General features: G+C 56.0%; 18 protein-coding genes. 4 read left to right on the top strand and 14 right to left on the bottom strand.

Going from position 1 to position 22197, the window contains the following annotated elements; all coding sequences use genetic code 11:
* Positions 1-74: 74 nt before the first annotated feature.
* Both citZ and FE783_RS17315 read right to left on the bottom strand, forming a co-directional pair.
* Complete coding sequence (gene citZ / locus FE783_RS17320; protein WP_138880646.1) at positions 75-1187, bottom strand: citrate synthase; 1113 nt, start codon at positions 1185-1187, stop codon at positions 75-77.
* Between the two features lie 284 nt (positions 1188-1471).
* Positions 1472-2218 (bottom strand): YqjF family protein, encoded by a 747-nt coding sequence (locus tag FE783_RS17315; protein ID WP_158301877.1) that lies wholly within the window; start codon positions 2216-2218, stop codon positions 1472-1474.
* A 143-nt stretch (positions 2219-2361) separates the two neighbouring features.
* Here FE783_RS17315 and FE783_RS17310 point away from each other — a divergent pair, with 143 nt between their 5' ends.
* Complete coding sequence (locus tag FE783_RS17310; RefSeq protein WP_138880644.1) at positions 2362-3891, top strand: Ppx/GppA phosphatase family protein; 1530 nt, start codon at positions 2362-2364, stop codon at positions 3889-3891.
* Here the strand turns inward: FE783_RS17310 and ppk1 are convergent.
* The 3 genes from ppk1 to FE783_RS17295 form a co-directional block, all read right to left on the bottom strand.
* Positions 3860-5956, bottom strand: coding sequence for a polyphosphate kinase 1 (gene ppk1, locus FE783_RS17305; protein WP_138880643.1), 2097 nt, complete (start codon positions 5954-5956; stop codon positions 3860-3862). The genes FE783_RS17310 and ppk1 overlap by 32 nt on opposite strands.
* Positions 5957-6185: 229 nt before the next feature.
* The gene (locus FE783_RS17300; protein WP_238403122.1) at positions 6186-6584 is read right to left on the bottom strand and encodes an FxsA family protein; all 399 of its coding nucleotides are present in this window, start codon (positions 6582-6584) and stop codon (positions 6186-6188) included.
* Positions 6581-7063 carry an acyl-CoA thioesterase gene (locus FE783_RS17295; protein WP_238403121.1) on the bottom strand — a complete coding sequence of 161 codons (483 nt, stop codon included), beginning with the start codon at positions 7061-7063 and terminating at the stop codon, positions 6581-6583. The genes FE783_RS17300 and FE783_RS17295 overlap by 4 nt, the downstream gene beginning before the upstream one ends.
* A gap of 182 nt (positions 7064-7245) precedes the next feature.
* Here FE783_RS17295 and FE783_RS17290 point away from each other — a divergent pair, with 182 nt between their 5' ends.
* Both FE783_RS17290 and FE783_RS17285 read left to right on the top strand, forming a co-directional pair.
* A complete protein-coding gene (locus FE783_RS17290) occupies positions 7246-8208 on the top strand; it encodes a helix-turn-helix transcriptional regulator (protein ID WP_138880642.1) in 963 nt (320 codons plus the stop codon).
* A gap of 63 nt (positions 8209-8271) precedes the next feature.
* Positions 8272-8529, top strand: a complete 258-nt coding sequence (locus tag FE783_RS17285) for a zinc ribbon domain-containing protein (protein ID WP_138880641.1) — start codon at positions 8272-8274, stop codon at positions 8527-8529.
* Positions 8530-8678: 149 nt separating this feature from the next.
* On the opposite strand, the gene FE783_RS17280 is transcribed toward FE783_RS17285, so the two are convergent.
* Both FE783_RS17280 and FE783_RS17275 read right to left on the bottom strand, forming a co-directional pair.
* A complete protein-coding gene (locus FE783_RS17280) occupies positions 8679-11609 on the bottom strand; it encodes a hypothetical protein (protein WP_138880640.1) in 2931 nt (976 codons plus the stop codon).
* A 29-nt stretch (positions 11610-11638) separates the two neighbouring features.
* The gene (locus FE783_RS17275; RefSeq protein ID WP_138880639.1) at positions 11639-12997 is read right to left on the bottom strand and encodes an ABC transporter substrate-binding protein; all 1359 of its coding nucleotides are present in this window, start codon (positions 12995-12997) and stop codon (positions 11639-11641) included.
* A gap of 255 nt (positions 12998-13252) precedes the next feature.
* Here FE783_RS17275 and FE783_RS17270 point away from each other — a divergent pair, with 255 nt between their 5' ends.
* Positions 13253-15466, top strand: coding sequence for a helix-turn-helix domain-containing protein (locus tag FE783_RS17270; protein WP_138880638.1), 2214 nt, complete (start codon positions 13253-13255; stop codon positions 15464-15466).
* Here FE783_RS17270 and FE783_RS17265 read toward each other — a convergent pair.
* From FE783_RS17265 to FE783_RS17235, 7 genes are all read right to left on the bottom strand, one after another.
* The gene (locus FE783_RS17265) at positions 15423-16283 is read right to left on the bottom strand and encodes an HAD family hydrolase (protein WP_138880637.1); all 861 of its coding nucleotides are present in this window, start codon (positions 16281-16283) and stop codon (positions 15423-15425) included. The genes FE783_RS17270 and FE783_RS17265 overlap by 44 nt on opposite strands.
* A gap of 156 nt (positions 16284-16439) precedes the next feature.
* Complete coding sequence (pyk, locus tag FE783_RS17260) at positions 16440-18194, bottom strand: pyruvate kinase (RefSeq protein ID WP_138880636.1); 1755 nt, start codon at positions 18192-18194, stop codon at positions 16440-16442.
* 54 nt (positions 18195-18248) lie between these two features.
* Complete coding sequence (locus tag FE783_RS17255; RefSeq protein WP_138880635.1) at positions 18249-19226, bottom strand: acetyl-CoA carboxylase carboxyltransferase subunit alpha; 978 nt, start codon at positions 19224-19226, stop codon at positions 18249-18251.
* Positions 19219-20097: an acetyl-CoA carboxylase, carboxyltransferase subunit beta gene (accD, locus tag FE783_RS17250; RefSeq protein ID WP_138880634.1), complete on the bottom strand. Its 879-nt coding sequence runs from the start codon at positions 20095-20097 to the stop codon at positions 19219-19221. Before accD ends, FE783_RS17255 begins: the two co-directional genes overlap by 8 nt.
* A gap of 345 nt (positions 20098-20442) precedes the next feature.
* Positions 20443-20631, bottom strand: coding sequence for a glutamate decarboxylase (locus FE783_RS17245; protein WP_138880633.1), 189 nt, complete (start codon positions 20629-20631; stop codon positions 20443-20445).
* A 98-nt stretch (positions 20632-20729) separates the two neighbouring features.
* On the bottom strand, positions 20730-21254 hold the full coding sequence (locus FE783_RS17240; RefSeq protein WP_138880632.1) for a phosphatidylglycerophosphatase A family protein: 525 nt from the start codon (positions 21252-21254) through the stop codon (positions 20730-20732).
* A gap of 585 nt (positions 21255-21839) precedes the next feature.
* Positions 21840-22197: hypothetical protein (locus FE783_RS17235; protein WP_238403120.1), on the bottom strand; the 358-nt coding region annotated here is incomplete at its 5' end.

Here is a 22197-nt window from a genome sequence, read left to right as displayed (position 1 = left end):
CGCAAAAGAACGGGAGTCGCAGACATGGAAGTCCGAAACACCCCGTTGGTGCGAATGCTTATGGTTGGGTAATCTTAACGGCTTTCGATCGGAACGTATTTCTGATTGACCGGACCGGTATACTCGGCGCGCGGGCGGATCAGACGGTTGTTCTCGTATTGCTCCAAAATGTGCGCGGTCCATCCGGATACGCGGCTGATGGCGAAAATCGGCGTGAACAGATCGCGCGGAATTTCAAGCGACGTATAGACGGATGCCGAATAAAAGTCGACGTTCGGCTTCAATCCTTTTTGACCGGTGACCATCTCTTCGATTTTGATCGACATGTTGTACCAGTTCATGTTGTCGGTAATTTTGCCGAGCTCTGCAGACATTTTCTGCAAATGCTTCGCGCGCGGGTCGCCGTTTTTGTATACGCGGTGCCCGAAGCCCATAATTTTTTCTTTGTTCGCCAGCTTCTCGCTGATGTAAGCTTCCACGTTCGAGGCGGTGCCGATTTCTTCGAGCATGGCCATAACCGCTTCGTTGGCTCCGCCGTGCAGCGGGCCTTTCAGAGCGCCGATAGCGGAAGTTACGCCGGAATAAATGTCCGACAACGTCGCAACGGTAACGCGGGCGGCGAAGGTGGACGCGTTCAGCTCATGGTCGGCATGCAGCACGAGAGCCTTGTCCAACGCTTCGACGGCGATCGATTCCGGTTCTTTGCCGGTAAGCATGTAGAGGAAGTTATAGGCGATCGAAACGTTCGCCTTCGGAGCGATCGGCTCTTGGCCTGCGCGAATGCGCGCGAACGCCGCGATAATCGTCGGAAGCTGCGCCTGCAGGCGGATCGCCTTGCGCAGGTTCGCCTCGCGGCTCATATCGTTCGCTTCGTTATCGTAAAGCGCCAGCGCGGATACCGCGGAGCGCAGTGCCGCCATCGAGTTCGTGTTTTTCGGATAAAGCTTGATTTGTTGAATGACGGAATCCGCCACGGCTGCGCTATCGCTCAAATCGCGGTGCAATTGCTCCAGCTCCGACTTGTTCGGCAGCTTGCCGTACCAAAGCAAATAAACGACTTCTTCGAAGGATGCGTGCTCGGCCAAATCGTCGATGTCGATTCCGCGGTATGTCAATACGCCGTCAATAATCGAGCTGATCGAGGAAGTTGTCGCCACGATGCCTTCCAGACCTTTGGTAGCTGTCATACATGTATCTCTCCTTTGCGCTGTCGGATTTTTAAGTCAAACGCTGCTACTTGAGAAAAACTATCAAATTATATGATAAATGATTTGCACCGATAAAGAAACAAAAAGGGGCATAAAAGTTCATTATCGGCACCATAAACATATGCTATCTCCCTATATCTCCGGATTGAATGCCAATTCCAGTATTCTCATAAGGAGTTCTAAAAAATCGTGTCGAATCCGATCTTTCGCGCGTAAAATGTGGGAAATGTCCCGCCCGGATCATTGCCGGGCCGGTGCCGGCGTTACGGGCTGTCCGTGCGAATCGGCCATAGTATCGCGTCTTGCCGGCGCGAGTAGGCGGCAATTGCCGGCATGCCGGTCAGCGAAATACCGCGATCGGACAAGATCGTGTTGGCCGATACTTCGACATCTACCGGCTGAAGCAGCCAAGGGCGGTGGTGGATTTCACCGATTTTGACGTCGCCCTTGACCTTCGTAAATAAACAGTATCGTTCGGTCAGCCAGTAATCCAATGAGCCTGTCTTCGGTTGAAACTTGTCGGACTTGGGCCAATATCGGCAATGGAATTGCTCCGGCGCGCTCCGTGCATGGCGATTCTTTTCCCAAGTGACATCCGTTTGAAAAACATCCGCCTCGCCTTTCATGCTTATATGAGCCAACGAATACGGCAGCTTATAAATCGTTCTGGCTCCCGCCACCACCCACAGCTTCGACGCGCCGATTTTCAGAAAGAAGATTCCTTTTTTCCCGTACCGGTTCTGCACGTATGTCCTCACGTTTAATTCGTCTACGCTTCTAAAGCCAGGAACGGGAGGAAGCCATCTGGCGCGGGCATCCCGGATGCGAAGCGGAACGACCGTAATCCATGCCTGTCCGTCATAGGTATCCAATTCGAGTCCGGCCGGTATATGCGGCCGGATGATCGCGCCCTCGATCGGCCAATGAAGAAACAGCAGATGCCGCCAGCTTTGGAAGCCTGCCCATGCACCGCTCGGCAGCGGATATGGACGATGCCCGGTTCGATCCATAACAAAATTCTCCCTTTGACGGTTGATTTCACTTATTATGGCCCGAAAACGGTAATTTGCATCGCTTGACGGCAATGACATCCATTTTTTGATAGAATAGTTCTATGCTACTCATCGACCCGCATGGAGGACTTAAATTGCACATGAACAGCGAACGCGTAGGCATAATCGACATCGGATCGAACTCGGTCCGTCTCGTCGTGTATGAACGAATGGGCGCGAAAGCATATCGAGTCATCGACGAAAGTAAGGAATCGGCCCGGCTCAGCGCACGGATCGCACCGGACGGCTCGATTACGCAAGAAGACGTCGGACGGCTCGCCCGTATTTTGAACGATTTTCTGATGCTGTGCCGCGTGCACGGAGCGGATACGGTTCGCGCCGTCGCTACTGCGGCTATACGCAACGCCTCCAACGGCCGCGAAGTTGCGCAGCGGCTTCGTCAATTGACCGGCGTGCCGATCGAAATATTGTCCGGGGATGAAGAAGCGCGGCTCGGCTTTCTCGGCATGATCAATACGCTCGATATCGCGGACGGCTTCCTGATCGACATCGGCGGAGGCAGCACGGAGGTGTCGCTCTTTAGGAACCGCGTCCTCCTTCACAGCGTGTCGTTTCCGTTCGGAGCGGTCAATACGACGAAACAGTATTCCGATGGGGGCAACGTGTCCAAGGAAGATGCGAGACGCATCCGCGACATGATCGCCGCCGCGGCGAAAAGCGAACCGTGGCTGACCTTGTATCCGGACCTTCCGCTCGTCGGTCTCGGCGGGACGATCCGGTCGCTCTGCAAAATCGATCAAAAGCTCAATAAATATGTACTGCCGCAAACCCATCAATACGAAATCGCCAAGCCGGCTCTCGATAATTTGGCCGAATGGCTGCCCGCCTTGACGGCGAAGGAACGTTCGAAAGTGGACGGCTTGTCGGACGACCGCGCGGACATTATCGTACCCGGTCTCCTTATTCTGCATTCGTTTTTCGGGCATATCGGCGCAAGCCGCTGCATCGTGAGCGGAGCGGGCTTACGGGACGGCGTATTCTACGAAACGGCTTTTCCGGACGATAGCGCGAGAGGCGATGTCCTTGCCGACAGCGCACAAAACCTGCTTGCCCTGCATCCCGCCGTTTCCCGCGCTCATGTCGAGCAGGTGAGCCGGATTGCGTCCCGGCTTTTTGACGATTTGGCGCTCACTCCGGTGTTCGGGGATAGAACGCGCAAGCTGCTGCAAACGGCCGCTTTGCTTTACCGGATCGGGGTTTCGGTTCATTACTACAATTATTACAAGCATACGTTTTATTTGATGCTTCACTCGAGAATCGACGGACTGACCCACCGGGAATCCGTGCTGTGCGCGCTTATCGCTTCCTATAAGACGAAAAGCCGTTCTCGAAGCATGATGGCTCCTTATCGGGAGCTGCTGAAGGAATCCGATCTCGACCTGGTCTATCGTCTCGGCGCGCTGCTGCAATTGGCGGTTGCGCTCGACCGGAGCGAGACCCAGCCGATGGACGTCATTCAAGCCGGGATCGACAAGCAGAGCCTAACGATCGGGTGGACCAGCAAGCACGATCCCGCAATCGAGCTGAGGGAAGTCGAGCGCATATCCGGCGAGTTCAAAAAGTGCTGGGGCTTGCGCGTTAAAATGAGTCCCGCCACCTTTTCCAAGTAACGATATCCTGCGCCTCGAACTGGCTGCGGAAAGGCGTAACCGTACCGCCCTCTTCCCGCACGTACTGCCCGTTCGGCTTGAGGACGCGCGCCTTGACATTGTCCGTCAGGCTGAGCCGCAATATTTGGATGAGCATCGCCTTCAACCCCGGGTCGAACACCGGGCACATCAGCTCGATGCGGCGGGTCAGGTTGCGCGTCATCCAGTCGGCGCTGGACAGCCACAGTTGCGGATCGCCGCCGTTCTCGAAGTAAAAAATGCGGGAATGCTCGAGAAAACGGTCCACGACGCTCCGTACGGTTATCGTCTCGCTGAGGCCTTCGACGCCTGGCTTCAAGCAGCATACGCCGCGGACGATCAAGTCGATCTGCACGCCTGCCCGGGACGCATCGTACAGCTTGTCCACCATTTCTTGGTGCGACAGCGAGTTCATTTTGGCGATAATCCCGGCAGGCTTGCCCGCCGCCGCGTTCTCCGCTTCCCTCGCGATCAGCTCGAACAGCTTCGCCTTCATATCCGTCGGAGCGGTACCGAACGCTTGCCAGTCGTGCGGGGCGGAATAGCCTGTCATTTCGTTGAACAGCACCGAGGCGTCCTCCCCGATTACGGGCTGGGAAGTAAAAAGACCTATATCCGTATACAGACGCGCCGTATTATCGTTATAGTTGCCCGTGCCGACATGGACGTAGCGCCGCAATCCGTTCTGCTCCTGACGGACGACGAGCGTTATTTTGGCATGCGTCTTGAGTCCGACCAAGCCGTATACGACATGGCAGCCCGCCTTCTCCAATTGTCTCGCCCAAGCGATGTTCCGTTCCTCGTCGAAACGCGCCTTCAACTCGACGATTACGGTCACCTGCTTGCCCGCCTCCGCCGCTCTCGCCAGCGCGCTGACGATCGACGAATTGCCGCTCACCCGGTACAGCGTCATTTTGATCGCCATGACCGCCGGATCGTTGGCCGCTTGATCGATAAAATCGCACACCGCGTCGAAAGACTCGTAAGGGTGGTAGACGAGCACGTCCTTCGCCCGCAATACTTCGAAAAAATCGTCCGTTTCGTCGAACTCTCGCGGATACGCCGGCTCCAGCTTCGGATAGCGCAGATGATCGAAATTGGGCAGCGAAACCGACATTTTCATGAGATAGCTCAAGTCGATCGGTCCGTCGATTTCGAATACGTTGTCCCCGATCTCGAACTCTTCCTTCAGCATGTCCAGCGCATACGGGTGAAACCCTTTCTGCACCTCGAGCCGGACGGGTGATCCCCACCGTCTTCGCTTCAGTTCCTTCTCGATTTCCTCGAGCAAGTCTTCCGCGCCCTCTTCGTTCAGCGTCAAGTCCGCGTTGCGCGTCAGCCGGAACGGATCGACGGATACCGGCGTATAGCCGGAGAACATCGTATGAATATGCTCTTCGATCAAATCCTCGAGCAATACGAACTCCTGCTTTACACTGTTCGCGCGCGCATGCACCTTGATGTACCGGGGCAAATTAGACGGTACCTGTACGATCGCGAAATAAGGTTCTTCCTCCGGGTCGTCCCCTTCCCGCTTCAGCGTCACGGCCAAATACAAGTTCAAGTTGTGCACCAGCGGAAACGGGCGGCTCTGATCGACCGCCATCGGCGTCAGCACCGGGAACACGTAGTCGTGGAAATACTGATCCATCTGCTTCTTCTGATTGGGCGTCAAATCCCCGTTAGCCGTAAAAATGATTCCTTCCTTGGCCAGCGCCCGCGCCAGCTCGCGAAGCGTCTTGTACTGCTCCTGCACCATTTTGCCGGTCCGCTTCATGATGCGCCGCAGCAAGCCTTCCGGGGTGTAGCCGGTAAAATCTTTTTTCGTATAGCCGGCCTTCAATTGATCGGTGATACCCGCGACTCTCACGCTCATGAACTCGTCCAGATTGGTCGAGCAGATCGACAAAAACTTGATTCTTTCCAATAGAGGCGTCGACGGGTCCTGCGCCTCTTCCAGCACGCGCCGGTTGAATTCGATCCAGCTCAAATCCCGATTGATATAATCGGAGTTCGAATAGGTTTGTTCTTGCATCGGCTTGGACACCTCGGATTCCTCCGTTACGATGATGATTGCTTCTTCTATTATCACCGGGGATTGTTAAACCGATGTTAAGGATTTGTAAAATGAACGTAATTTCGAAGCAATTCAGGGGCGAGCGACCGCGTGTATGGAGGGCCGGTTGTGGGGAGCGGATTTGGGTGCTCCCCACAAATACTTCGAATACGCTGCGAAGGACGGCTCCACTTTTGGGGGACCAGTTGGGGGGACCGGTCTATCTTCTGAAGTAGAAAAACGGCCGACCGTTCGACAGCCTCTTCTGGATCCAGATGGACAGCACATTCCGGAACAGCCGCCGGGTAACCGGCAAAATGAGCAGAATGCCGGCGATATCGGTCAGGAAACCGGGCGATAGCAGAAAGATCCCCCCGGCAAATACGCATATTCCGTCAAGGATATGCCGCGTCGGTATTTGTCCCGAGGCCATGTCGTGCTGTGCATAGTTCCACACCTTAAGCGCCTCCTTCTTCGCCAAATAAGCGCCTACGATGCCTGTCAAGATGATGAGGCCGAACGTCTGCCATCCTCCGATCCGCTGCCCCACTTCAATGATCGCCCATATTTCCAGAGCCGGAATCACAATAAACAGCAATACGAGTAAACGCATCATCATCGCTCGTCACCCATCAGCCGGAACAGCTCCGGCGCCTCCCTGTCGATGCGAGCCGGCTTCCATTCCCGGTTCAGCCATACGTGACGGGTCATGCCGCTGACAAGCAAATCCCCTTCGGGCAGGGCGATGCCTTCCGCCCTGTCGAACGTCATGTCGTTATCCGGCCGCCGCCGTATTTGCGATTCGAACTTGACGGTCAAAGCGTTAAATGAAGAAATTCGCGTATAGATCGCAATGGCGTCATCATACTTGGCCGGCTGGTGAAACTTCGATTCCAGCTCGACGACGGGTAAATACAGCCCCATCTCTTCGATCCGGCTGTACGGGAACCCTCGGTCCCGGATCAGCTCGGTTCGGCCGATCTCGAACCAGTTGATATAGTTGGCATGATAGACGACCCCCATGCGGTCCGTTTCCTGATAGCGGACGCGGACGGCGTGCCTGTGCCACCGTCCCGGTTCTTGTTCATTCCACTTCACTGTCGCTCCTCCGCTCCGATAAATGGCAGCCGCGAAGCCATACCGCGCCGCCTACTTTATTTTTATATTACTAGACCGGGCACGATTCCTCAAACTATCGTTCCCCGGTTCGCACCGGTAGACACGTCCGATTCGGACATGGTAAGCTTTTGTCCGACAATACGGAAAGGACGGGGAATGCATTGCGATTGGAAAGGCTGCTCGCCACCTTGATGCTCGTCGTCAACCGGAAACGGATCTCCGCGACGGAGCTCGCCGACAAAATGGAAGTTTCCGTAAGAACGGTATATCGCGATATCGATACGTTGTGCCAAGCCGGATTTCCCCTTGTCGCTTATCAAGGGGCGGGCGGCGGCTTCGAAGTGATGGAAGGCTACCGGCTCGATCGGAACGCGCTGACCTTCGACGAGATCGCTTCCGTCCTGGCGGCATTGAAAGGAATGACCACGGCGATTGACGATTCGCGCTTCGGAACGACGCTCGAGAAGTATGCCGGACTACTGTCCGACAAAGAGAAGGAAGCCGCCCGGTTTTGGCAGGACAGGCTCGTGATCGATATGAACCCGTGGGGCTCGGACGGTACGATGAAACGCAAAGTGGCGCTCATTCGCGAAGCGCTGCAGCATTCGCGCATGATCCGGTTCTCGTACACGTCCGTGAACGGGATCGCCACCGAGCGGAGCGTCGAGCCGATGACCCTGCTGCTCAAGGGCGTGTCGTGGTACATCTATGCCTATTGTATGCACCGGAACGATTTTCGATTGTTCCGTCTATCCCGGATGTCGCAGCTTTCGATTATGGAGAGACGCTTCGAGCGGAGAGAGCATGCTCCCGTCGAGGGTGCGGATTGGGATCGGATGTGGGACAACAATACCCGGCCGGTGACGATGGTGCTCCGGTTTACTCCGGAGGGGCGCGCCCGCGCGGAAGAATATTTCGGCGTCGAACGGCTTCAGCCGCAGCCGGACGGTTCCGTTATCGTCACCGAGACGTACCCGGAGGACGAATGGGTGTACGGCTTCCTGCTCGGCTTCGGGGACCGGGTCGAAGTGCTCGAGCCGGAACGGCTGCGCCTGCTCATCCGCGACAGGGTGAGAAACATTGCGAAGCTGTACGGAAATGATTCCGATCCGTATCAACCATGACAAACACCTGTCATAGTTCGCGGTGTATGATGAACTCATTCCGATGAAGGAGGCCATGCCCCGATGAACAAACCGTTTTGCCAAAGCTGCGGAATGCCGCTCGCAGCCGCAGAAGAGTCCGGCACGAACGCCGACGGAAGCCGCAATGATGATTATTGCATTTACTGCTACAAGGAAGGAGCCTTCACCTCCCCCGACGCCACCGTACATTCGATGATCGAAGAGTGCGTTCCGCACGTCCGCTCCGCTCAAGGCATCTCCGAGCAGGAAGCGCGGGACATGCTCGGCAAGGTCATTCCGACGCTGAAGAGGTGGGCTTAGACCGGCGCAAATCCCGACCCGGGGTCTTCGCTCTTATTGCGTATACGGGTCGGCAAATCGTCCACACCCCTTTCCCAGCAACACAAAAAAGCCACAGCGTGCTCGTTGCAGTTGCACAACACGCGGTGGCTTTTTTCGCGACAAACGCTTCAGTAGTTGACGAATTCCGCATTCAAATCGACGATGAAGCCGGCAAGCGGCGACATGCCGGATATGCCCGTGATCCGAACGCCGATGCGGTCCCCTCCGACAAAGTCGCCGCCTCCGGCGATCGGTACGATGGCGGGATTTTGTCCCGAGCCGGGGCCGTTCAGTCCGGCCAGCCAAGGCACGCCATTCTTGAGAACCTCAAACGCAACGGCCGGCACAGCGCCTCCGCCTGCTTCGGCATATGCGGCGTAACCCGACAAGCGGCCGGCCTTGGGCATCAAATACTCCTGCGTCGGATGCCCCTTCATTCGGTCCATCCGGATCGGGACCGCCCCGCCCGCAGCGTTGGCGGCATAGTAATGCAACGTATCCGCCAGTCTGGAAGGGTAAACCCATTGCCCGCCGTCCCACACGAGCAGCTGCATCAGGTCGGTATCGAAATAGGCGAAGCCTTTCTCCGAGTTGAACATACCTGCGGTCGGACGCTGCGTCGTAGTGCCCTTGCGGCGTGCCATGTACGGAGACTCGGATTCGTGATGGCTTCTGAGCATGACCGTAAATTCCGGCTCGACCGGCGTTCCCGCGTTGGCGTAATAGTCCGCCAGTTCTTTGGCCAGCTTCGTATTCGCATGGTTATAGCGCAAAGCTTGATTCACTTGGATGAACTCGTACCGGCTGACAAGGTCGGGTCTCGCACTGCCGTTCACGATCGGCGCGTATACCGTGCAGTTCGTAAACCGGGTGCCGAGCGTAACGCCGAGAAATAGAAAGTTCCGTCCGTCATCGAGCGCATCCGCACGAAAATCGCAATGATCGAACGCGATCCTCCCCCGCATCGGCCCTCCCTCGTAGGCGTCGATACAGTTAATGAGGCAGTTGCGGAACCGGACGTCCGCGACGCTCCCCCGGAAATGCCCGAAAAAGTCGCGGCAATCGACGATTTCGATTGTCGGATACAGCGCATATTCATCGTCGTATGCTTGGGAGCCGAGCGCATTCAGCAGGAAATGGACATGCGCGGCCGATTGCGACGTCTGGACCGGCACCTTCTCCAGCTGAATATTCTCGAATCGCATGGAACAGTTCGACGTCACCTTTTGCCCGTCGTATCCGCCCTTCCTGCGCACGTCGAAGCCGCGGGGATCTTTGATCTCCAGCAGACGCACGCCTTGCTCCCGTCCGTGCACGGATATATTCCGGCATTCGAGCTGCATAGGAAAAAACAGCCTCTGTCCTTCGTCCGTCTTGGAAAATGCGGCGATCTTCATGATCCAGCACGGAAAAGCGGCAGCGGGAGAACCGGTAAAATCGAAAATAAAATCTTCGATCCGGATTGTTCTTCCATACCCGATCGGGCATTTGTAATCGTAGTTGGAAGGGTTGTAATAGAGCACCGACGCCATGCTGCCCGTACCAGGCACAAGTATTCGACAATTCCGGATACGAATGTCGCCGTCCCATCTCGCGCCGTAGTCCGGCCGGAAATCGATGAAATTGTTTCCGTAGCGAGTCGTATTCTCGACGAACAGATTGCCTCCCCCGGTCAGCGACAAGCCCCGGTAGCCGATCTCGCAATCGCGGATGTACAAGTTCCAGCAATGAAAATGAACGTCGACCCGGTTCAGCTTGCAGTTTTCCACCCGGAAGTCTTTGAACATATTCGTTCCGAACACGCCCCAATGGACCCTGCTGCCTTCGGCCGTGACGCTGCGGAATGTGGCGCCCAGCACCCGATTCCCCCCGATGCCGTATGTTCCTTGCGGCACTTGGCCGGAACCTCCTCGATCTTTCTCGAACGGAATGAGCCTGACATTTTCCAGCAGCACCTCGTACACATAGTTGAATGTGTAAAACCCGTTGCGAGGGTCCAGCGCTACATCGGCCTGACCGACTTCCAGACCGACCCATTGGTTGCGGATGACGGTGCGGCTGCGGCGAATTTGAAATCCGTTATTCCAATACCCTTGATTGCTGCCCGGACTGTTCCCCGACAAATAAAACGTTCCGCCATCGATGATCAAATAGCCGTCATCGCAAGGATAAGCGGTCAAGCTCGTATAATCCCGAAACGTCCAGGCGATATCTCCGATAATACGTCCGTGCTCTTCCACATAAAAAAACTCTTCCTTCACCCATTGGTTCCCATAGCCTTCCCGGCGGGCAACGATATCGTTTTTGTCGACGACAAAGACGAGACAGTTTTTGTACGGAGCGAGCTCGGGGAGCTGGGTCGTTCCGGGCTTCAGCTTGGCAATCAATGATGCTTTTGCTGCCGGATCCAATACGATCGAGCTCGATGGTTTGGCGCTCGATACGAGAAACTTCACGTCGGTTTTCGAGTTGAAGCTTTCGTCGATATGAAACCTAGTCGCTCCCCAGCTTACATTCGTCCGGATTTCGATCTTGTTCGTCGCCTTGAGCCAGTAGTCTCCGCTCGTTTGCTCGACCGGAAGCCCCGTCTTGTTCGCATAGGCGTGGGCTTTCTTGATCTGAATCCCGTCATCGTTCACGCCATCGCCTACAGCCCCGAAAATCCGGTAATTGACCGAAGCGCTCGGAATGAGCCGGGCCTGCAGCCCGTTCTGAAGATTGACGACACTGCCGCCGTCTTCCGCCAGCGTACCGGCCGTGATCGTATACTCCGCTCCGCCGCCATCCCCTATGGTGTAATATCCGTATGTTACGGCAATCATCCCTTCCGTCAGTTGGACCGACGATTTCAGCTCCGTCAGCGTACGATACGCGCAGCTGCAGCAGCCGTTGCTCCCGTAAGTTTGTCCGGTGACCGTCTGCCCGTCCGCCAGCATCGGACCGCCCGCAAGCAGCGACTGGGCGGTTACCGCCGCGGTCGCGGCACCCAATGCCGTCAGCAGTTGGCGGCGGCTCATCCATGCGGAATCGGGTGTCGCGCTGCCTCTATCCTCTCCCATGCGACATTCCTCCTTCGGCTGTGCAGCCGCTATTTCATTTGCGATTTGGCCTGCTCAATCTTCTTGTTCGCCGACTCTTCGGCTTCCCTCATCGCCGTATTAATATCTTTCTCGCCCATTGCCGCGGAGATGAAGGCGGACTCCAGATCCCCTCTGACGATTCCGTCATACTTGCTGCGGTAAGCCGGAGGCGCAAACTTGGCGGGCAATATCGCTTTAATGTTTTTCCCTTTGAACTCCGGGTAGTTTTGGGCGAACGCCATCTGGATTTCTTTGCTGCTCAGAGCCGTCAGCGTGCCTTTCTTGGAGCTTTCCAGCTGAAACTCGTCCGAAGTCAAATACGACAATACGTCAAAAGCTTGCTCCTTCAGCTCGGAGGCGGCGGAAATATAGAAATACAGCGGATAAGGCTGCGGACCCAAGCCCGGCGCATCTTTGAACGTCGGGATTTGGGCGAAGTCATAGTCCATATTTTTGAAGCTCAGCTCCCGGATGCCGGTCCCCGAGGCGTTCAAATACATCGCGACGACTTGATCTTTCTCGAACAGGTCTTTCCCGACCTGGCCGCCGAACTGCCCTCTTTTCTCCACCTGATTGTTCGGAATCTTGTAAATGCTGAGCATCGTTTCGATATACTCTTTCCATTTGGGGCTGCTGAAGTCGGCTTTGTCCGTGTTCGGATTGATCAAGCTTAATGAGTACGGGTTTCGGTACAGCATGAAATTCGGATATACGAGCGAGCCTTGATACCGGACACCGCCTTCTACGCGAGACATTTTTTTGGACACCTCGTAGAAATCGTCCCAGCTCATCCCATCCTTCGGATAAGGAACGCCGAACTTGTCGAACAACGCTTTATTGTACACGATCGTCGAAGCCGCTCCCGCGACGGGTAGGCCGTATATGCCGCCGTTCGCCAATTGCTTGGCGAGTGCCAATGCGGTCGGCTCGATCCGGTCCAAATTGTATTTGGTCGATTTGATTAACGGCGTGAGATCGTATTGCAAATTATTATCCAGAATATTGGTGTTAAACATCAGCAAGGACGAGATGACGATATCGAACTTCGCCTTCGTCGCGAACATTTCGGGAATGCTCGGCTTCGGATGCGGTACGAACGATACTTTGATATGCGGGAACTTCTGCTCGATCGCCTTGCCGTAATCGTTCATAAAGTCTTCGGCCGACCACCCGAAGGTCGCGTCCTTGAACACGAGCTCGATCGGCTCCTTCTTCTCCTTCGGCGCTTCTTTCGCACCGGCTCCCCCTTCGGCCGGCGCCGCCCCTTTCTTCCCGCTCTCCACTCCGCTTGCTCCGCCGCACGCCGACAGCAGCGCCATCATTCCGGCCAGCAGCACGACCGTTCCCTTTCCGGTCCATCTTAGCAACGTGAACCCCTCCTGTATCGGATATATGAATGCGCCTTCATTATTTCACAACGGTTCCAAAAAAGAGATTTCAAGTTCATGCGATTCGTTATACATATTTGCCCCGGCCTTATTCAAATATTTGACATAGACTTTGAAATCCCTTGATACAGCGAGCTTTTCGCCTACTGAACCGCCGTTTCCGCACATATTTACACGCAAGCGGACTCGTGATACGCTAGGAGGACTTTAGCGTAAGGGAGAGAATGGCACGATATGAAATGGACGTTTAACCGCCGGTTCCAAAATATTTATTTCCGCCGTCTGTTTCTCTCGTATACGATCGTAACGATCGTCATTTCCACCTTGTGCGGGGCCATTTTGTACAATAATGCGAAGCGGGCGGCCGAAGACAAACAGGAGCGGGACAGCCGGGGCAAGCTTGGCCAAGTGAAGACATACGTGGAGGAGCTTTACCCGGGGATTTTTAAGAACGCTTTCATCAGTGAAATTTTGACTACGATGAATACGGGGAACGGCACGGACGATGCGTTTACTTCGTTCTACAAAGAGTACGGCCATAATTTATATCAAATATACCGGGTCGCCAATCACCTGAAAACGACCGTAAGCGCCAATCCGGGAACGGAAAGCGTATCCGTCTATTTCAAAAATTCGAACTTGATGGTCGATCCGTATGCTTATTACAAAGTTTCCGCCCATTCTCCCAAATACGGCCTGATCGCCGAGCTCGAGCAAGGGCGTCTGGCAACGGACCAGTGGCTTGCTCGCTCCGTACCGTATGAGGATAAACTGACCGATCAGCTGCTTACCTACATCTACACGTTCCCTATTCAAGCACGCGGCGGCGAGATAAGCGGGTACATGTTTATCGACATATACAAGGAGCACATTCGCGATATGCTGGATTCGCTGCTCGGCTCGCAGGCGGAAAAACTGCTGATGGTCAATGTGAAGCAGCAATTTATCGCCGGCTCGAGCAATCTCGACAGCCAAGAGCTGGATCAGTATTGGGCGAAGCTTGCCGGCAATCCTGCCGCCGCCGGCAGACAAAACGGCCGGCTGCTATCCGTTTTGGGAGGGGACTCACCAGGGAACGATTGGGTATTCGCCTCCGTGCAGCCGGTCGGCTCGGCCGCGATACGTTGGCCGCTCGCATTGGTCGGTGCGGGCTTGCTGCTGTTCGGCATCCTCATCTCCTACTATATTTCCGTCAAGACGTACCGGCCTGTCCAGCACATGCTCCGGAAGCTTCAAGAGACGAACGGCGGATTGTTCCCGGCCCAGGCCCATCAGCAGAACGAGTTCACAGTGGTCGATTACGTCTTGTCGGGATTGAATCATAAGGTCAAGCAGCTGACCGGCGAGTTGGACGACAATAAGCTCGCCGCGCTGCTGAACGGTATTCTGGGCGAAGACGAATATCCGGAGAGAATCCGGCCGGACGGCCGATATGTCGTCGTGAACGTAAAGCTGGACCGGGATACTGTAAAAACGTGGAAGGCGAAGCTGCGCAAGCTTGCGCACCCGTTCCATTGCGAAATCGTGGAGATGAGCGCTGTAGAGCTCGGCTTGCTTTATTTCGCCGGGGAGTCGGAGAGTGCCGTTAGCGGGATTCGCGAGGAATTGCTGAAGCTCGCGTCGCAGCAAGGACCGCGTGAGGCTTCGTTTGCGGCGGGAATCGGCGGTTTGGCTCTTCATGCGGAAGATATTTCGAAGTCGTATGAGCAAGCGGCGGTAGCATTACGATACACGTTCCTCGACGGGGTCGGTTCGATCGTCGATTATGGCGCGATCAGCAGGCGCACGGAAATGCCGGTCATCGCTTACGAGCCGCTGGAAAACGCGCTTCGCGCCGGGGATATCCCGGCGATCGAGCAATTTGTCGAGGAGTTCGCCGGGATGCTGCGGCGCGATACGTTGTCATTGGAAGCGGTCGAATTTTCCCTGATGCAGATTACGATGGTACTCTCGAGAGTGATGATCGATATCAACTCGCAAGAACGGATGTATTCCCCGTCGCTTCTGTTCCGCGATCTCCGTCAGGACACGTTCCGCGAGACGATTGCGACCATCCGCGAGCGATGCCTGCAAATCGGGGGACATATTCGCCGTCATTTGCTTCACCATGCCCAGCACGACGTCTTCTACAAGCTGAAGACCTATATCGACGAGCATCTGAAAGAAGATATTTCGCTCGATACTTTATCGGAAATGGCGGGGCTGTCCACCCACTACTTGTCCAGACAGTTCAAGGAGGTGCACGGGGTATCGTTCCTCGAATATATGACGAACGCCCGGCTGGAGCGGGCTTGCGAGCTGCTCCGAAACGATCGCCGCTCCGTAACCGAGATCGCGGATCAGGTCGGCTACAGCAACGCCCCGTATTTCTGCACCAAGTTCAAGCACAAATACGGGGTCACGCCTATGCAGTACCGGAACTCGTACCGAGTCGCGCTGGAGGAATAATCGTCCGCAAATAACGGGCTACGCCGTTATCCGCGTTCGTCGCGAGCACGCCTGTAGCCTTTTCCTTCAAGAGCGGGTGCGCGTTGCCCATCGCATATTTCTCGTCTGCGATTTCGAACATCGGCAGATCGTTCAAATTGTCCCCGAAGCAGACAATCCGTTCGGCCTGGAGCAGCCGCTTCAATTGGGCGACGCCGTCCCGCTTGTTCGCCCGGGGGTGGTTGATCTCCAGCCAGTGATAACCCGGCGAATAAATGTCCGGCCCGAAGTGGCACTGCATCCCGTCACGGCCGTGGAAAAACCGGAATGCGACTTCCAGCTCCTTTTCCGTCCCGATCGCGTTCACTTCCATAATTTGCTCGTCCTGAGGGATGTCGAACTTGTCCACGAGCCGGAACCGTTCGTCTCCGTTTTTTAACCGGTCGGTCACATAGTTGATCTCGCTCGGGTTGAACATGCCTTTATAATAAATTTTGAATTCGTTCCCCCTGTTGACCGTATACACGAACGGCCGCAAGCCGAGCCGCTCCTCCTGCTCGATAATTTCGAATGCGGTATCCCGGTCGAGCAGATTGGAGACGATATACGATTTCTGTACCGGGTCATATACAAACACGCCGTTCATCAGCACGACCGGAAGCTTAAGCTCAAGCCGCTCCAGCAAATGTCCCGCGGAATCCCAGGAGCGAGCCGTAGCGACGGAGAAGCTCCCCCCTTCCGCTATCCAGGCGTTAACCGTCTCGATCGTTTGTTCCGAAAGCTTCTGATCGGCGTTCAATAACGTGCCGTCCAGATCGGATACGTACAATGTTTTCATTCGCGCCCTCCATTGCTTGTATGTATACAGAAGGCCCGGACCGATTGCAGGTCCGAGCCTTTCGTTCGTTTGCATGTATATGTCTCGGGGTCCCCGCAAAGTACCTGTATATGCATCGGAGCAAATACTTCACTTTGTGGGGTAGTATGGGCAAGCTTACAGTACTTTCGCCTGCCCTGTATAGATGACGCCCACTTCGGCGTATACGGATACTTCCATTCCATCCTTCATAATCGACGTGGCGTTGTCCACTCCGACGATAACCGGAACGCCAAGGCTGAGTCCGACTACGGCCGCGTGCGACGTGATGCCTCCGGTTTCCGTAATGACTGCAGCCGCCTTCTGGAATGCGGGGATGTAGTCTTTGTCTGTCGCCACGGTGACGAGGATCGAACCCGGTACGGTTTTATCCAGCGCTTCCTGGGCGGTGCGGGCGACGACGACTTTGCCGGTGGCCGGCTGGCTGCCGATGCCTTGTCCTTTGGCGATCATCTCGCCCACATGGTGCACCTTCATCAGATTCGTCGTGCCGGAGCGGCCGACCGGAACGCCTGCGGTTATAATGACAAGATCCCCGAGCCGGATATGACCCGCCTTGATCGAATCGTCTACCGCAAGCTGGAACATTTCGTCGGTATTGCGCGCCTCTTCGCCCTTGATCGGCACAACGCCCCAGACCAAGCATAGGCGGCGCATCACCTGCTCGTTCCGCGTCACGGCGATAACCGGCGATTTCGGGCGGTACTTGGACACCATACGCGCCGTATAGCCGCTCTCCGTAGGGGTGATAATCGCTTTCGCATCGAGGTCGAGCGCCGAATTCGCCACCGATTGGCTGATCGCCTCGGTGATCGTCGTCTGCTGCGCCGTGCTTTGGCGGATGAAAATTTCACGGTATTCGATCGCCGACTCCGCACGGAGGGCGATACGGGACATGGTCTGTACGGATTCGACCGGATATTTGCCGGCAGCGGTTTCTCCGGACAGCATAATCGCGTCCGTACCGTCAAAGATCGCGTTCGCTACGTCGCTTGCTTCCGCCCGGGTCGGGCGCGGGTTGCGCTGCATCGAATCGAGCATTTGCGTCGCGGTGATGACCGGTTTGCCGACATGGTTGCATTTCTTGATCATCCGCTTCTGGACGAGCGGCACTTCTTCCGCCGGAATCTCGACGCCGAGGTCGCCGCGGGCAACCATCAGCCCGTCCGACACTTCCAAAATTTCATCCAGGTTTTGCACGCCTTCCTGGTTCTCGATCTTCGAAATGATTTGAATGTGGGACGCGTTGTGCTCTTCGAGCAGCTGGCGGATTTCGAGTACGTCCGAAGCTTTGCGCACGAACGAGGCAGCGATGAAATCGACGCCTTGCTGGATGCCGAAAATGATGTCGTTCGCGTCCTTCTCGGTAATGCCCGGAAGCGAGATGCGCACGCCCGGGACATTGACGCCCTTCTTGCCTTTGATCGTGCCGCCGTTGACGATCCGGCATTCGATGTCGCTGCCGCGGATATCGGTAACCGTCAGGCCGATCAGACCGTCGTCGATCAAAATGGTCGAACCGACGTGCACGTCGCGCGGCAAATCTTTGTAAGTAACGGATACGCGCTTATTGTCGCCGATCAATTCCTCGGTCGTCAGGACGATCGTCTCGTCCTGCACGAGCTCGTACGAATCTTCCTTCAGCTTGCCGGTGCGGATTTCGGGACCTTTCGTGTCGAGCAGAATGGCGACCGTCTTGTCCAATTCCTGGCAAGCTTGACGAATGTTGCGGATCCGGTTGCCGTGCTCCTCGAAATCGCCGTGGGAGAAGTTGAGCCGGGCGACGTTCATCCCCGCCGAAATCAACTGCTTCAGCGCGGGCAGCGATTCGCTGGAAGGTCCGATGGTGCATACGATTTTTGTTTTGCGCATGATAAAGTAGTTCCTCCTAGGTTACGGTTCGGCGGGAAGCCGGCTGGCTGTTCGTCAGACGAGCTCAACCGCATCGTGCATATGGGTAAATTTCCCGATCTTGCGGAATTTCTCATAACGGTCGGCTACCAGTTCGTCGCCGCTCATCCGCAGAAGCTCCTGCAGGTGCTTCCATACGGCGGAACGCACCGCCTCGCCCTGCTGCTCCGGATTGCGGTGGGCTCCCCCGCGCGGCTCCGGCACGATCTCGTCGATCGCATCGAGCCGTATCAAATCTTGAGCGGTTATTTTCATAACTTCGGCCAGCTCGGCGGCTTTGGACGCGCTCTTGTACACGATCGAGGCGGCCCCTTCAGGGGAAAGCGCGGAATAGATCGCATGCTCCAGCATGAGCACGCGGTTGCCTACTCCGAGAGCCAAAGCGCCGCCGCTGCCGCCTTCGCCGATGACGACTACGACGATCGGCACGCGGAAGCGGGACATCGCGAACAAATTGCGGGCGATCGACTCGCTGACGCCTCTCTCTTCCGCAGGCGCCCCGGGGAACGCGCCTTTCGTATCCAGAAAGGTGATGATCGGACGTCCGAACTTGTCCGCCTGCTGCATGAGTCGAAGCGCCTTGCGGTATCCTTCCGGGTGCGGGCTGCCGAAATTGCGGGCGATGTTGTCTTTCGTGTCTTTCCCTTTCTGGTGGCCTACGACGGTAACGGGAACACCGTTAAACTTCGCGATCCCGCCGACGATCGCCAGATCGTCCCCGTACATGCGGTCGCCGTGAAGCTCCATAAAATCGGTGCAAATGCTATTGATAAAGTCCTGCGTCGTCGGACGCGACGGGTGTCTCGCGATCTGCATTTTCTGCCCGGCGGTCAAGCTGTTGTACAGCTCTTCCTCGAGCACCGCGTACCGGTCCTCCAGCTTGGCGATTTCGTCGGTGAAGTCGATATGCTTCTCCGCGCCGAACTTGCGCAGTTCCTCGATTTTGCTCTTCAATTCCGCCAGCGGACGCTCAAAAGGCAGTTCGTTAGCCATTCGCGCTTGCCTCCTTCGTCGATCTAACGGTATGCAGCTCCAGCAGCTTCGTAAGCGTGGAGCGAATCTCTTTGCGGTGCACGACTTTATCCAGCTGTCCGTGCTTCATATTGGACTCGGCCGTCTGGAATCCTTCCGGCAGCTTCTGGCGGATCGTCTCCTCGATGACGATCGGACCGGCGAAGCCGAACCGCGCTCCGGGCTCGGCAAGAATGATGTCGCCCAGCATCGCGAAGCTTGCCGATACTCCACCATAGGTCGGCTCGGTAATAACCGAAACGTACAACCCGCCGTTGTCGCTGAACTTGGCCAGCGCGGCGCTTGTTTTGGCCATTTGCATCAAGCTGAGGATGCTCTCCTGCGTACGCGCTCCGCCCGACGTCGAGAAGATGACGAGCGGGTACCGCTTCTGGGTCGCCGTCTCGATTGCGCGCGTAATTTTCTCTCCGACAACGGAACCGAGAGTCCCTGCGAAAAAGTCGAAAGACATGGCCGCGATCACGACCGGAAAACCGCCGATCGTCCCTTCGCCGGTGACCACAGCATCACGAAGGCCCGTCGATTCCATCGCCTTGGTCAATTTGTTGACGTAGTCGGGGAACTGCAACGGGTCCTCGGAAATCATATCTTGGTCATATTCGAAAATGCGCCCTTCGTCGAGCGTAAACTCTACCCGCTCGAGCGCGTTCAATCTATTGTGGAATCCGCACGACGTGCATACTTTCAAATTTTTGCCGAGCTCTTTGCTATATTGAATCGTGCCGCACTTGGGGCATTTGCTCATGATGCCTTCCGGTATTTCACGCTTCGTTTGTTCCGACGGGATGGTAGCATACTTCCGTTTTTTTTGAAAAAAGTCTTTTATTGCCACGTCTACACCTCTCCACAACCGTTGTCATCCGTACGCGGACCTACCTTGCAAATTCATGGAATTTACAGTTATTCCGTGGTGTCAACACGGACATCAGCGGCCGCATGCGAAGCTTCTCCGCTTTCGACCGGATGCTGAAGATCCGGGCGGAACCCCCGATGATCCTGAGTACAATCCTAATTGCTCCGGAACCCGATTCAATCCCAAACCCATAACCGAAAGCCGTCTCTTTCCATAACCGCAGCCTATCGGGAGTCCCCGTATTTCCTACCGGGAAACTACGCACCGGATCGCTTCGCAGGAGCAGCCTGCCCTTATCCGACAGCAGCCTCCGCCTGCGAAGCGTCATCCGTGCAATATGGCGTTCAACACTTCCTGAACTTCTTCCAGCTCGCCCTCGGGAACGAGAATTTCGAATTGATGCTTCGATAGACTGACAGGGCGTACTTGTACCAAAAAACCTTCATCCGTAAGTTTTTGCTTGATGCGCTCAGCGATTTTCGCGGTCGGAGCAATATATATAACCGTCCACATGATACAAAAAACCTCCCTGACTACCGAAACACCTCTCTTGTACAATGGATTTATGATACCATATTCCGTCTTTTACCCGCAAGGAAGCTAGTGTCGAATCATGGCGACGCCGCCTCGTTCTTTTCGTCATTTTCCTCGAAAGCCCCGTAATCCGTAGCGTTTTTGTTCTGGTGGGCGATTCGGGCCGAAGCCGCGGCGGCGAGTCCAGCCACCAGGTCGTCCAGAAAGACGTGGATTTGCGAGGAATGGTTATTGAGCGAACGGATGATGCCCGTTTTCTCCTTGTCCAAGTAGCCGAAGCTGGTCAGCCCGATCATTCCGTACACATGCACGATGCCGAGCGCCAGCGTCTCGTCCACGCCGTACAGCGACTCGTCCCGCTCCATAATCGCCTGCAGCGGCTGGGGCAGCAGCCCTTTCTCCGCGAGCTCGTCGAGCGCTATCCCGGTATAGAGCGTGAACTGGACTTCCCTCTTGCCGAGGACGGCCATCACGCTGTCCTCGCATTCTTCTATCGTCAACCGATCATTGTAAGGCAGCTGCAGCCTATATACGATTTCCGCGACCTGATTCAACGTGACGCCTCGCCGAGCGAGCATTTGCAAAGCCAATTGTTTCGACATCGGACATCCCTCCTGGATGACGTTTAAGGAACTTTAACGGAATAACTTACCTGATCATTGATGACTGGTGCTTGCCGCCACAAAGCCCCGGTCGTCAGTCAGGGCGGTAATTCCATTAAAGCTCCTAAGTGTGCCGGCGTTAGCCCGGGTGAATACGAGCCGTATCCCGTCCGGGTTTTACTAAATGTATGCACACACGCCATGGAATGTTCGTAAATATCCCTATAAAGTGGAGCTCTAGCTCCGATGCTTGTCCAAGTCCTTTATCTTGAAAAGGAAAGTCCCGCCTCGCGGGCGAATAGCAGTCTTTTGCGCCTCTTATTCGGTGCGGAGTTATGGAGGAGATACAAATAAGAGATGATCGGGACTCTTATTATCGGCCCGCGACCCGAATATAGGCCATTTCGCCGGAAATAAAGGTTCCAAACATCTCTTATTCAGTAAAACATGCCGGTTTCCAGCGAAATAGGAGGTGCGAAAGACTGTTATCCCCTTCCCGCTCGAAACTGGAGGGACTTGAACGTTCGGCCGGGAGGAGGCCTGTTCGTGCGTCCCCTGTGCCGACCCGGCTTATCCGCCCTGCCGTTACTTCACTCTGGCGGAGTCGGGTCCCATAATCTCGCCGATTTCCCGGATCAGGTCGGGAGACGGCTTCACGTTGTACGCGTCGCTCAGCCCGAGCACCCGCTGCTCCCGCTCGTAGAACAGCACGACCGGCATCGGCCCCGCATGCTGCTGCAGCAGCGCCTGCAGGCGGCCGAGCCGCTGCGTCTGCTCGCGGTCGGCCGCGATCTTGACGAACAGCCGCTGCGCCCGGCCGGCTGCGCCGCGCGCGGGCTCCGGCCGCGTCGTCGCTGCTTGCGGCTCGCGCTGACGCGGCTCCGCCGCCGCAGGCCGCTCCGCGGGCACGGGCCCGCCTCCCGGGCGGGCTGCAGCCGCTTGC

Source organism: Paenibacillus mesophilus (genome assembly GCF_005938385.1).
Classification (GTDB): Bacteria; Bacillota; Bacilli; order Paenibacillales; family NBRC-103111; genus Paenibacillus_AB; species Paenibacillus_AB mesophilus.
The sequence above is the reverse complement of the archived record's forward strand: the minus strand, read 5'-3'. Positions and strand labels throughout refer to the sequence as shown.

Coding starts and splice junctions, on each gene's coding strand:
- citZ (WP_138880646.1), bottom strand. CDS start 1,187: ATGACAGCTACCAAAGGTCTGGAAGGCATCGTGGCGACAACTTCCTCG.
- FE783_RS17315 (WP_158301877.1), bottom strand. CDS start 2,218: ATGGATCGAACCGGGCATCGTCCATATCCGCTGCCGAGCGGTGCATGG.
- FE783_RS17310 (WP_138880644.1), top strand. CDS start 2,362: ATGAACAGCGAACGCGTAGGCATAATCGACATCGGATCGAACTCGGTC.
- FE783_RS17300 (WP_238403122.1), bottom strand. CDS start 6,584: ATGATGATGCGTTTACTCGTATTGCTGTTTATTGTGATTCCGGCTCTG.
- FE783_RS17285 (WP_138880641.1), top strand. CDS start 8,272: ATGAACAAACCGTTTTGCCAAAGCTGCGGAATGCCGCTCGCAGCCGCA.
- FE783_RS17280 (WP_138880640.1), bottom strand. CDS start 11,609: ATGGGAGAGGATAGAGGCAGCGCGACACCCGATTCCGCATGGATGAGC.
- FE783_RS17270 (WP_138880638.1), top strand. CDS start 13,253: ATGAAATGGACGTTTAACCGCCGGTTCCAAAATATTTATTTCCGCCGT.
- FE783_RS17265 (WP_138880637.1), bottom strand. CDS start 16,283: ATGAAAACATTGTACGTATCCGATCTGGACGGCACGTTATTGAACGCC.
- pyk (WP_138880636.1), bottom strand. CDS start 18,194: ATGCGCAAAACAAAAATCGTATGCACCATCGGACCTTCCAGCGAATCG.
- FE783_RS17255 (WP_138880635.1), bottom strand. CDS start 19,226: ATGGCTAACGAACTGCCTTTTGAGCGTCCGCTGGCGGAATTGAAGAGC.
- FE783_RS17245 (WP_138880633.1), bottom strand. CDS start 20,631: ATGTGGACGGTTATATATATTGCTCCGACCGCGAAAATCGCTGAGCGC.
- FE783_RS17240 (WP_138880632.1), bottom strand. CDS start 21,254: ATGTCGAAACAATTGGCTTTGCAAATGCTCGCTCGGCGAGGCGTCACG.